This window comes from Blastococcus sp. SYSU DS0828 (assembly GCF_054050975.1).
Genome location: NZ_JBJHAK010000015.1, coordinates 83,979 through 95,266, shown reverse-complemented (window position 1 = coordinate 95,266; position 11,288 = coordinate 83,979). Strand labels below are relative to the sequence as shown.

The following is an 11,288-nucleotide window of genomic DNA, read 5'->3' as shown; positions in this document are numbered from 1 at the left end:
GCTGGGGTACCCGACCGGGGACGATCAGCCGACGGCGGATCGGCGTGGCTACATGACGCCGTTCCAGGGTGGGGAGATCCACTGGTCGGCGCAGACCGGTGCGCAGGTGGTGCGGGGCGCGATCCTGGACACCTGGAAGCGGGCCGGCGGTTCGGGTGGCTACCTGGGCTTCCCGACGACCAGCGATGCCCCGGCCGGGCGCGGTGGGTACGTGGTGGAGTTCCAGAGCGGCTCGCTGTACTGGGGGCCGAGCACGGGGACGAAGGTGGTGCGGGGCGCGATCCTGGCCGCGTACAAGGCGGCCGGTGGTCCGGCTGCGCTGGGGTACCCGACCGGGGACGATCAGCCGACGGCGGATCGGCGTGGCTACATGACGCCGTTCCAGGGTGGGGAGATCCACTGGTCGGCGCAGACCGGTGCGCAGGTGGTGCGGGGCGCGATCCTGTACACCTGGAAGCAGGCGGGCGGAACGGGTGGCTACCTGGGCTTCCCGACGACCAGCGACGCCCCCGCGCCGGGCGGTCAGGGCTACCAGACTTCTTTCCAGGGCGGCACCATCTACTGGTCCGCAACCACCCAGGCGCGGGTGCTGAGGACCGAGCTGAACGCCGCCTACCTCGCGCAGGGCGGCACGACCGGGCCGCTGGGGTACCCGATCTCCGACACCGTCGTCGTGGGGGCGCAGCAGCGGGCCGAGTTCCAGAACGGGGTGCTCACGGCGCCGTAGCGACAGGCGCGGGGCCGGCGGGACGGGTGTGACGAACAGGTCCCGTCGGCCTCGCGAGCCGACGCCGTTCCGCTCCGGTGCGCAGGTACCGTGACTGCTCGTGACAGTGGCACAACCGACCGGGCGGACTCTGTCTGCCGCCGTTGCCGATCTCCGGCGCGGGTGGGAGCAGCGGCCGCTGTGGGGCTACCTCGGTTGGCAGGACATCCGGCAGCGCTACCGGCGCTCGGTCCTCGGGCCGGTCTGGATCACCATCAGCATGGCCGTCACGGCCGTCGCGCTCGGGATCCTCTACTCGGGGCTGTTCGACATCCCGCTGGAGCGGTTGCTGCCGCACGTGCTCGTGGGCTTCATCGTGTGGGGCTTCATCAGCGGCTGCATCACCGAGGGGTCGGAGGTGTTCATCGCCAACGAGGGCCTGATCAAGCACCTCCCGGCACCGCTGTCCACCCACGTGTACCGGCTGATCTGGCGGCAGACGCTCTTCCTCGCCCACAACCTGATCGTCTACCTGATCATGCTGCTGTTCTTCCCGCAGCCGCTGCACTGGACGGTGCTCGCCGTCGTGCCGGCCTTCGTGCTGCTCGCCCTCAACGGCGCCTGGGTCGCCCTCGCCGTCGGCGTCGTCACGGCGCGGTTCCGCGACATCCTGCCGATCACCCAGAGCATCGTCCAGCTGATGTTCTTCCTCACGCCGATCGTCTGGATCTACGACGAGCTGATCAACAGCCCCAACCCCGCCATCGCCGAGCGGGCCAGGCTGGCCGAGTTCAACCCCTTCCTGCACTTTCTCGAGATCGTCCGCCGTCCGCTGCTCGGTCAGGACCAGCAGCTGCGGTACTGGCTGGTCGTCCTCGCCATCACCGTGGTCGGCTGGGCGCTGACGATGTTCGTGCTGCGCCGCTACCGGTCCCGCGTCTCCTATTGGGTGTGAGCGTGTCCCAGATCAAACCCGGCCCGGTCAGCATCGTCACGAAGGACGCCTGCGTCGACTTCCCGATCTTCGACGCGAAGAGCCGGTCGCTGAAGAACACCGTCATGGGCGTGGTCGGCGGGCACATCGACAGCGCCGCCAAGGTGCCCGTCATCGAGGCCCTCCGCGACATCACCGTCACCCTCGAGCACGGCGCCCGCGTCGGGCTCGTCGGCCACAACGGGGCCGGCAAGTCCACCCTGCTGCGACTGCTGTCGGGCATCTACGAACCGACCCGCGGTGTCGCCGAGGTCCGGGGGCGCGTGGCGCCGGTCTTCGACCTCGGGGTAGGCATGGACCCGGAGATCTCCGGGCTCGAGAACATCATGGTCCGCGGCCTCTTCCTGGGCATGACGCGCAAGCAGATGGAGGCCCGGGTCGACGACATCGCCGACTTCACCGAGCTCGGCGACTTCCTCCGCATGCCGCTGCGCACGTACTCCACTGGTATGCGGGTGCGCCTGGCTCTCGGGGTCGTCACGAGCATCGACCCGGAGATCCTGCTGCTCGACGAGGGCATCGGTGCGGTGGACGCGGCCTTCCTGGAGAAGAGCAAGCAGCGGCTGGTGCAGCTGGTGGAGCGTTCCGGTCTGCTGGTCTTCGCCTCGCACTCCGACGAGTTCCTCCGCGAGCTCTGCGACACCGCGATCTGGATGGAGCACGGCCAGATCAAGCAGCAGGGGCAGCTGGACGACGTCCTGCGGGCCTACAAGGGGCAGCGGGCATGACGGCCGGGTCCGGGACGGAGAAGGTCGTCGCCGTCGTCGTCACGCGGCACCGGCCCGAGCTGCTGGCCGAGAGCCTGGCCGCGCTGGCGGGCCAGCGCCGGCCGGTCGACCACGTCGTGGTCGTCGACAACGGGCCCGACCGGGCCGTGGCGGAGGTCGTGCGCGCCAGCGGGCTGCCGGCGACCTACCTGCCCAGCGAGCGCAACCTGGGCGGGGCCGGCGGCTTCGCGCTCGGCATGCTGCACGCCCTGGCGCTGGGGGCCGACTGGGTGTGGTGCGCCGACGACGACGGCCGCCCGGCGGACGGCACCGTGCTGGACACGCTGATGACCACGGCTCACGAGCACGGGCTGGCCGAGGTGTCGCCGTTGGTGACCGACCTCGCCGACCCGGAGAGGCTGGCGTTCCCGCTGCGCCGGGGGCTGCGGTGGCGACGCCGCCGCAGCGACTTCGACGGCATCGAGGTGCTGCCCCGCTACGCCTCGCTCTTCAACGGCGCGCTGTTCCGGGCCGAGGCGCTGGACGTGGTGGGCGTGCCCGACTACCGGCTGTTCTTCCGCGGCGACGAGACGGAGATCCACCGTCGCCTGCTCCGCTCGGGGCTGCCGTTCGGCACCTGCACCGCCGCGGCCTACCTGCACCCCGAGGGAACGACGGAGTTCGTCCCCATCCTGCGCGGGAAGCTCTCCGCGCAGTACCCGGGCAACGAGGTCAAGCGGTACTTCACCTACCGCAACCGCGGGTACCTGATGGCTCAGCCTGGGATGCGCTGGCTGCGCCCGCTGGAGACCGTGCGCTTCGGCTGGTTCTTCCTGGTGTCGCGCCGCGACCCGGGTGGGTGGCGCGAATGGCGCCGCCTCACCCGGGCCGGCCGGCGGGAGGAGCTCACGCGCCCGGCGTGAACTCCCCGTCGAACGCCTTCGACCAGCTCTGCTGGCTGGTCAGCTGCTCCATGTGCGCCCGGTACTGCTTGGACAGCCGGGGGAACTCGCGGTAGAGCTTGACGTGCACCCGGATCGAGTGCCGCAGCATCTGCCAGAACGTCCCCGGCTCCCGGCGGCGGAAGGTGACCCCGCGACCGTCCGCGGTCCCGACCGTCGCGCTGTCGAGCCGGGCGAGCAGGAACCAGCGGGCGTCCTGCGCCGAGATGTTCATCTGCGGGCGCTCGGCGGCGTCCGGCTTCGGCCTGCGCAGGTTGTGGGCGAGCGCCGCGGCCAGGGTGCGGGTGATGGTCGTCGGCGTCGTCGGCGGCTTCATGAACCGCTCGGCCTTCGTCGGGCTCATCGAGGGCAGGGGCAGGTCGGACGAGGAGCCGATGACCTGGCCGTCGGGGTAGTCGCCCTGGTGCCGCAGCGCCGTCGGCAGGGCCGTGGGCAGCAGCGGGAAGAGCCGGTCGGGGCCGGCGAGGAAGTCGTCGTACGCCCGGTGGTGCAGCGCCGCGGTGGCGTACTGCAGCATGATCAGGAACTTCAGGTCGAACTTGAAGGTGTCCCGCAGCAGCGTGCCACCCCGCTTGTACTGGCTGTGCAGCGCCGCGGCGACCAGCCGGTTCCGGGTGTGGAAGTAGGCCTGCCACCCCGCGGTGTCGTCCTTGTCGCTCCAGGACAGGTGCCACACCGCCGCGCCCGGCAGCGTCGCGGTCGGGTAGCCGTGCTCTCCGGCGCGGATGCCGTACTCGGCGTCGTCCCACTTGATGAAGACCGGCAGAGCGAAGCCCAGCTCCTGCATGACCTGGCGCGGGATCAGGCACATCCACCACCCGGTGTAGTCCACGTCGATCCGCCGGTGCAGGGCGGGAGTCGACCGCAGGCTCCGCCTGGCGAAGTCGTGGGCGTACTCGGTGTTGGGTGCCGCACGCCAGAAGAACTTGTCCGGCGCGACGACCTCGCCCATGGTGTGCAGCACCGAGCGGTCCTGCAGGGCCAGCATCTGGCCGCCCACCAGCATCGGCTTCTTGGTGAAGCGGGCGAAGGCGAACATCCGCGCGATGCTGTCGGGTTCGAGCTGCACGTCGTCGTCGAGCAGGATGTGGTGCGTCGCGTCCGTGGAGGTCAGCGCCTCGTGCATGGTGCGGGAGAACCCGCCGCTGCCGCCGAGGTTGGGCTGCTCGACCAGCAGCAGCCGGTCGCCCAGGGCGGCGGCCGCGTCGGCGAAGCCGCCCGCGTCGCGGACCTTCTTGGTGCCCTGGTCGGCGACGATGACGCGCGAGATCAGCCCGTCGACGACGGGGTCGCCGGCGAGCGCGGCGAGCGCGGAGACACAGTCGTCGGGCCGGTTGAAGGTGCAGATGCCGATCGACAGGCGCGTCTCGTGGGCCGGCTCGCGCGCGGCGGACCAGTCGGCCTCGTGCACCGTCACCGGCGCGTCGTCGGCGGTGACGTCGAACCAGTACCAGCCGCCGTCCTCGAACGGGGTGAGCTCCAGCTCGAACTCGAGCGCCCGGTCCTCGCCCGTGGTCGTCGTGCCGGTGACGTGGATGATGCTGCCGTCGGCCTTGGAGCGGTAGACGTCGACGCGGCCGGGGCCGGAGAGCCGCATGCGCAGGATGACCTGCTCCAGGACCGTCCAGCGGCGCCAGTAGCTCGCCGGGAAGGCGTTGAAGTAGGTCGCGAAGGAGACCTCGCTGCCCGCGGCCACGGTCGCGTCCGAGCGGGTGGTGGACTTGACCCGCTTGTTCCGCTCCTCGTCGACGTAGAGGCTGCGGACCTTCAGCGGGTCACCCGGGCGCGGCATGATGACGCGCTGGAGGAGCGTGACGGCCTTGCCCTCGGCCAGATCCGCGGCGGTCGGTTCGCTGACCCGCTCCGGGGACACCGTCTGATGTGTTGTCGTCATGTGGTGCTCAGTCCTCCAGGCGGCCGTCGAGGGCGCCGCCCTGGTCGAAGAAGGGGCGGATGCGGTTGTCGAACATGGTCAGCGCCGACCCGATGGCCATGTGCATGTCCAGGTACTTGTAGGTGCCCAGCCGACCGCCGAAGAGAACGCGCTTCTCGGCGGCCTCCTTGGCCGCGAGCTCGCGGTAGCGCTCCAGCTTGGCGCGGTCCTCGGGGGTGTTGATCGGGTAGTAGGGCTCGTCGCCGGTCTGCGCGAACCGTGAGAACTCCCGCACGACCACGGTCTTGTCCGTGGGGTAGTCCCGCTCGGGGTGGAAGTGGCGGAACTCGTGGATCCGGGTGAAGGGGACGTCCTCGTCGGCGTAGTTCATGACGGAGGTGCCCTGGAAGTCGCCGATCGGGAGGACCTCGGTCTCGAAGTCCAGCGTCCGCCAGCCCAGTTCCCCGGCCTCGTAGTCGAAGTACTTGTCGATCGGCCCGGTGAACACGGTGGGGACGTCACGGGGCAGCTCGTCGCGGACGTCGAAGTAGTCGGTGTTCAGCCGCACCTCGATGTTCGGGTGGTCGGCCATCCGCTGGAGCCAGGCCGTGTACCCGTCCTTGGGCAGGCCCTCGTACGCGTCGTTGAAGTACCGGTTGTCGAAGGTGTACCGCACCGGCAGACGGGCGATGACGGCGGCGGGCAGCTCGGTCGGGTCGGTCTGCCACTGCTTCTTCGTGTAGCCGCGGATGAACGCCTCGTACAGCGGGCGGCCGATCAGCGAGATCGCCTTCTCCTCGAGGTTCTTCGCCTCGCCGGTGTCGAACTCGCCGGCCTGCTCCGCCACGAGGGCCCGCGCCTCGGAGGGGGAGAAGCTCTTGCCGAAGTACTGGCAGATGGTGGCCAGGTTCATCGGGAGGGAGTAGGTCTGGCCCTGGTAGATCGAGTAGACCTTGTGCTGGTAGTTCGTGAACTCGGTGAACCGGTTGACGTACTGCCAGACCCGCTCGTTGGACGTGTGGAACAGGTGGGCGCCGTAGACGTGCACCTCGATGCCGGTCTCCGGCTCGGGCGCGGAGTAGGCGTTGCCGCCGATGTGGTCGCGGCGGTCGATGACCAGCACTCGCTTGTCGAGCTGGCTGGCCACCCGCTCTGCGACGGTGAGGCCGAAGAAGCCGGAGCCGACGACGACGAGGTCAGGTCCTGTGGTGGTCACGGGTCTCGACGGTACCTGTCGGTCCGGAGGGGCACGACCACGGAGCGGCGGTTTCCCGGCCGTAGCGACCCGTTCCGTCACACTGACCACACGCACCCCGGAGACCGCTCCGCGGCGCGCATCCGCGCTCGCCCGCGGTCAGTGCCTAGGGTGGTCCTCCGTGTCGTCTGCCTCCGGCTCGTCGCCCCTGCGCGTCGTCGCCGTCACCTACTCGCCGGGCGCGGCGCTCGAGGACTTCGTGGCGTCGCTGGCGGGTGCCATCACACGGCCGGTCGAGGTGGTGCTGGCCGACAACGGCTCGACCGACGGGGCACCGGAGCGCGCCGCGGCCCGGTACCCGCACGTACGCGTGCTGCGCACCGGCGGGAACATCGGCTACGGGGCAGCGGCGAACGCCGGGCTCGCCGACGCCCGCAGCGGACGGGCGCTGATCGCCAACCCCGACCTGCGCTTCTCGCCCGGGTCGGTGGACGAACTGCTCGCCGCGGCCGACCGCTGGCCGCGGGCGGCCACGCTCGGGCCGGCGATCATGACGCCGGCGGGTGAGCTGTACCCCTCGGCCCGCGACCTGCCGCGGCTGTCCACCGGCGCGGGGCACGCCCTGCTGGGCTGGGCCTGGCCGGGCAACCCGTGGACCGCCCGCTACCGGCGCGAGCGCGAAGCCCCCCGGGAGCGGCCCGCCGGCTGGCTCAGCGGCTCCTGCCTGCTCGTCGACCTCGAGGCGTTCTGGTCGGTGGGCGGGTTCGACCCCGGCTACTTCATGTACTTCGAGGACGTCGACCTCGCGGAGCGGCTCACCCGCGCCGGGTGGCTGCACGTCTACGTGCCCACGGCCGTCGTCGAGCACGAGGGCGGGCACGCGACCCGGCGGGAGCCGCACCGGATGCAGCGGGTGCACCACACCAGCGCGCTGCGGTACCTCTCCGGGCAGTACCCACGCCGGCGGCACGCCCCGCTGCGCGCCGCCCTCCGCGCCGGTCTCGGCGGCCGGATGCTGGTCTCCTACGCCAGCGGGCGCGTCGCGGCCGGCGCCCGGTTCCAGCGCCGGGCCCGCGACCTGGCAGCCGTGCCCGACCCGCGGCGCACCGGCGCCGAGGGGGGCTGACGTGCGCCACGCGGTGATCATGGCCGGCGGCTCGGGCACGCGGCTGTGGCCGTTGTCGCGGGAAGGCCGGCCCAAGCAGCTGCTCGACGTCGTCGCCGGCCCGGACGGTGCGCCGCGGAGCCTGCTGGCGGAGGCCTGGGACCGGCTGCGCGCGGTGCTGCCCGCGGAGCGCATCTGGGTGTGCACCGCGGCCCGTTACGCCGGGCAGGTCCGGGCCGCGCTGCCGGAGCTGCGGGCCGACCGGCTGGTGCTCGAGCCGGTCGCCCGCGACACCGCGAACGCCGTCGGGCTGACGGCGGCGCTGGTCGCGGACGTCGACCCGGACGCCGAGCTCGCCGTCGTCAGCGCCGACCACGTGATCCGGCCGGTGGAGCGCTTCGCCGACGCGCTGCGCACCGCCTACGACGCCCTCGCCACCCGCCCCCGGTCGCTGGTCACCCTCGGCATCCGGCCCACCGCGCCGGCCACCGGGTTCGGCTACGTGCAGCGTGGCGCGCCCACCGGGCAGCCGGGCGTGGCCGAGGCGGCGTCGTTCCGGGAGAAGCCCGACCGCGCCACCGCCGAGCAGTACCTGGCGTCCGGGCAGTACCTGTGGAACTCGGGCATGTTCGTCTGGCGCGCCCGCACGGTGCTCGACGCCCTGGCCGACCACCTCCCCGCGTCGGCGGAGGGGCTCGCCCGGATCGTCGCGGCGCCCGCCGGGCCGGGCCGGGACGCGGTGCTGGCCGACGTCTTCCCGACCCTGCCGAAGATCAGCGTCGACTACGCCGTCCTCGAGCCGGCCGCCGCCGAGCCCGGACGGGTGCTCGTGGTCGACCTGGACGTGGCCTGGCTGGACGTCGGCTCGTGGCCGGCGCTGGCGCACACGCTGGACCACGACGGCGCGGGCAACGCCGTCCGCGGCCTCGCCGTCGTGCTCGACGGGGCGGGGAACATCGTGTTCAGCGACGACCCGCGGCACCTGGTCGCCCTCGTGGGCGTGCGGGACAGCGTCGTGGTGCACACCGCCGACGTCACCATGGTCTGCCCGGTCGCCGACGCCGAGCGGGTGAAGCAGCTGCTCGCCGCGGTGCAGGAGAGCCACGGCGGCCGTTTCGCCTGAGCTCGTGATTGGCTGCGGGGCATGAAGAACTTCGACGTCGCAGCAGTGGTCAGCGGGGGCGCCTCCGGGCTCGGGGAGGCCACCACCCGGGCGCTGGCCGCCCGTGGGGCCGCGGTCACCATCATGGACCTGAACGAGGAGCGCGGGCAGGCGCTCGCCGCCGAGCTGGGCGGGCACACCACGTTCGTCCGCACAGACGTGACCGACGAGGCCTCGGTGCAGGCCGCGGTCGCCGAGGCCACCGGCAAGGACCGCCCGCTGCGGATCGCGGTCAGCTGCGCCGGCATCGGGCTGGCCCAGCGCACGGTGGGCCGCAACGGCGAGCCGCACGAACTCGGCGGGTTCCAGAAGGTGCTGGCCGTCAACCTGGTCGGCACGTTCAACGTCCTGCGCCTGGCCGCGGCGGCGATGTCGCAGACCGAGCCGGGGGAGGAGGGCGAGCGCGGCGTCGTCGTCAACACCGCCTCCATCGCCGCCTTCGACGGCCAGATCGGCCAGCTGGCGTACTCGGCGTCGAAGGGCGGTGTCGTCGGCATGACCCTGCCCGCGGCCCGCGACCTGTCCAGCGTGGGCGTCCGCGTCTGCACCATCGCCCCCGGGCTGGTGGACACGCCCCTGCTGGGCTCACTCCCCGAGGAGGCGCGGGCCGCCCTCTCGGCGGGCATACCCTTCCCCAAGCGGCTCGGCCGCCCGGCCGACTTCGCCGAGCTGGCGCTCGCGATCGTCGAGAACGGCTACCTCAACGGCGAGGTCGTCCGGATGGACGGCGCGCTGCGCATGGCACCCCGCTGACCTTCCCCCCGGAGCACCTGCTGAGCACCGCCCTGGACGCCCCCGCCTACGCGGCGGTGTGGACGCCGGACTGGCCCCTCGACGTGGGCCGGACCCTGGCTCCGCACCGCCGCGGGCCGGGCGACCCCGCGCTGCGGCTGGCCGACACCGGGTTCTGGCGCACGACGTCGACCCCGGCGGGCGCGGCCACGGTGCGGCTGGTCCGCACGGCCGCGGGGGTGGCCATCAGCGCGTGGGGCCCCGGTGCGGAGTGCGCGGGGGTCGCCGTGCCCGAGTGGCTGGGCGCCGCCGACCGCCCCGAGCAGTTCCGCCCCGGCGAGCACCCGACGGTGGCCGAGCTGCACCGCACGACGCCGTGGCTGCGGCTGGGGCGGACCGGTCGCACCTGGGACGCGCTCGTCCCGGCGGTGCTGGAGCAGAAGGTGACCGTCGTCGAGGCCCACCGGGTGTGGCGGGAGCTGCTCCGGCTGGCGGGCGAGCCCGCGCCCGGCCCCGCACCCGAGGGGATGCGCGTGGTGCCCTCGGCGCAGCGCGTGCTCGAGGTGACCGACTGGGAGTGGCACCGCTGCGGGCTCGACGGTGCGCGCCGCCGGGCGCTGCGCGCCGCCGCGACGGTGGCCGCCGCCCTGGAGCCCGAGCGGGCCGGGGACTCCGGCGGTCTGCAGCAGCGCCTGCGCTCGATCCCCGGCATCGGCATCTGGACGGCGGCCGAGGTGGCGCAGCGGGTCCACGGTGACCCGGACGCCGTCAGCGTGGGTGACTACCACCTGAAGAACCTGGTGGGCTACGCGCTCACCGGCCGCCGGAACACCGACGACGAGGGCATGCTCGAGCTGCTGGAGCCGTGGCGGGGGCACCGGCAGCGGGTGGTGCGCCTGCTGCTGGCCGGCGGCCCCCGGCGGCCGCGGCGCGGGCCCCGGTTCGCCCCGGTGGACAACCGGCGCCGTTAGCGCTCGGCGAGCAGGCCGAGCAGGTAGGCGCCGTAGCCGCTCTTCCCCAGCGGCTCGGCGATGGCGCGCAGCCCCTCGTCGTCCAGCCAGCCGTTGCGCCAGGCCACCTCCTCGATGCAGCCGATCTTCAGGCCCTGGCGCTCCTCGACCACGGAGACGAACTCGGTCGCCTGGCGCAGCGAGGCGAAGGTGCCGGTGTCCAGCCAGGCGGTGCCGCGGTCCAGCGAGGTGACGGTCAGCCGGCCCTCCCGCAGGTAGTGCTCGTTGACCGCGGTGATCTCCAGCTCGCCCCGCGCGCTCGGGGTGATGCCGCGGGCCACCTCGACGACGTCCCCGGCGTAGAAGTACAGCCCGGGGACGGCGTAGGCGCTCTTCGGGCGCACCGGCTTCTCCTCGATCGAGAGCACCCGGCCGGCGTCGTCGAACTCCACGACGCCGTAGTCCCGCGGATTGGCCACGTGGTAGGCGAACACGTGCCCACCGGCGGGCACGGGCAGCCGGGACAGCGCGGTGCCCAGGCCGGCGCCGTAGAAGATGTTGTCGCCGAGGACCAGGGCCGCGGCCTCGCCGCCGAGGAACTCCGCCCCGATGAGGAACGCCTGGGCCAGGCCCTCGGGTCGCGGCTGGGCCGCGTACTCGATCCGCATGCCCAGCCGGCTGCCGTCACCGAGGAGGGCGCGGAACGCCGCCTGGTCCGCCGGGGTCGTGATGACCAGCACCTCGCGGATCCCCGCCATCATCAGCGTGGAGAGCGGGTAGTAGATCATCGGTTTGTCGTAGACCGGCATGAGCTGCTTGCTCACCGCCTGGGTGATGGGGAACAGACGGCTCCCCGTGCCACCGGCCAGGATGATCCCGCGCATGGGGACGAACCGTACCGA

General features: G+C 72.6%; 11 protein-coding genes. 8 read left to right on the top strand and 3 right to left on the bottom strand.

Annotated features, from left to right (window positions below; all coding sequences use genetic code 11):
- The 4 genes from ACI79Q_RS13425 to glfT1 all read left to right on the top strand — a co-directional run.
- Positions 1–727, top strand: a 727-nt coding sequence (locus ACI79Q_RS13425; RefSeq protein ID WP_456599951.1) for an LGFP repeat-containing protein, incomplete at its 5' end; no start/stop codon positions are given.
- Positions 728–827: 100 nt separating this feature from the next.
- Positions 828–1,661 carry a galactan export ABC transporter permease subunit Wzm/RfbD gene (gene wzm / locus ACI79Q_RS13420; protein WP_456589956.1) on the top strand — a complete coding sequence of 278 codons (834 nt, stop codon included), beginning with the start codon at positions 828–830 and terminating at the stop codon, positions 1,659–1,661.
- Positions 1,658–2,428, top strand: coding sequence for a galactan export ABC transporter ATP-binding subunit Wzt/RfbE (wzt, locus tag ACI79Q_RS13415; RefSeq protein ID WP_456589955.1), 771 nt, complete (start codon positions 1,658–1,660; stop codon positions 2,426–2,428). Before wzm ends, wzt begins: the two co-directional genes overlap by 4 nt.
- Positions 2,425–3,330 (top strand): galactofuranosyltransferase GlfT1, encoded by a 906-nt coding sequence (glfT1, locus tag ACI79Q_RS13410; RefSeq protein WP_456589954.1) that lies wholly within the window; start codon positions 2,425–2,427, stop codon positions 3,328–3,330. Before wzt ends, glfT1 begins: the two co-directional genes overlap by 4 nt.
- On the opposite strand, the gene ACI79Q_RS13405 is transcribed toward glfT1, so the two are convergent.
- Complete coding sequence (locus tag ACI79Q_RS13405; RefSeq protein WP_456589953.1) at positions 3,314–5,263, bottom strand: glycosyltransferase; 1,950 nt, start codon at positions 5,261–5,263, stop codon at positions 3,314–3,316. The genes glfT1 and ACI79Q_RS13405 overlap by 17 nt on opposite strands.
- Before the next feature lie 7 nt (positions 5,264–5,270).
- Positions 5,271–6,458, bottom strand: coding sequence for a UDP-galactopyranose mutase (gene glf / locus ACI79Q_RS13400; protein ID WP_456589952.1), 1,188 nt, complete (start codon positions 6,456–6,458; stop codon positions 5,271–5,273).
- 160 nt (positions 6,459–6,618) lie between these two features.
- On the opposite strand from glf, the gene ACI79Q_RS13395 reads away from it, so the two are divergent.
- From ACI79Q_RS13395 to ACI79Q_RS13380, 4 genes are all read left to right on the top strand, one after another.
- Positions 6,619–7,563, top strand: coding sequence for a glycosyltransferase (locus ACI79Q_RS13395; protein WP_456614836.1), 945 nt, complete (start codon positions 6,619–6,621; stop codon positions 7,561–7,563).
- A 1-nt stretch (position 7,564) separates the two neighbouring features.
- On the top strand, positions 7,565–8,665 hold the full coding sequence (locus ACI79Q_RS13390; RefSeq protein WP_456589950.1) for a mannose-1-phosphate guanylyltransferase: 1,101 nt from the start codon (positions 7,565–7,567) through the stop codon (positions 8,663–8,665).
- Positions 8,666–8,686: 21 nt separating this feature from the next.
- Positions 8,687–9,457: an SDR family NAD(P)-dependent oxidoreductase gene (locus ACI79Q_RS13385; RefSeq protein ID WP_456589949.1), complete on the top strand. Its 771-nt coding sequence runs from the start codon at positions 8,687–8,689 to the stop codon at positions 9,455–9,457.
- A gap of 83 nt (positions 9,458–9,540) precedes the next feature.
- Complete coding sequence (locus tag ACI79Q_RS13380) at positions 9,541–10,407, top strand: DNA-3-methyladenine glycosylase family protein (RefSeq protein WP_456589948.1); 867 nt, start codon at positions 9,541–9,543, stop codon at positions 10,405–10,407.
- On the opposite strand, the gene rfbA is transcribed toward ACI79Q_RS13380, so the two are convergent.
- On the bottom strand, positions 10,404–11,270 hold the full coding sequence (gene rfbA, locus ACI79Q_RS13375) for a glucose-1-phosphate thymidylyltransferase RfbA (RefSeq protein WP_456599946.1): 867 nt from the start codon (positions 11,268–11,270) through the stop codon (positions 10,404–10,406). The genes ACI79Q_RS13380 and rfbA overlap by 4 nt on opposite strands.
- Positions 11,271–11,288 lie beyond the last annotated feature (18 nt).

Coding starts and splice junctions, on each gene's coding strand:
- ACI79Q_RS13385 (WP_456589949.1), top strand. CDS start 8,687: ATGAAGAACTTCGACGTCGCAGCAGTGGTCAGCGGGGGCGCCTCCGGG.
- ACI79Q_RS13405 (WP_456589953.1), bottom strand. CDS start 5,263: ATGACGACAACACATCAGACGGTGTCCCCGGAGCGGGTCAGCGAACCG.
- rfbA (WP_456599946.1), bottom strand. CDS start 11,270: ATGCGCGGGATCATCCTGGCCGGTGGCACGGGGAGCCGTCTGTTCCCC.
- glfT1 (WP_456589954.1), top strand. CDS start 2,425: ATGACGGCCGGGTCCGGGACGGAGAAGGTCGTCGCCGTCGTCGTCACG.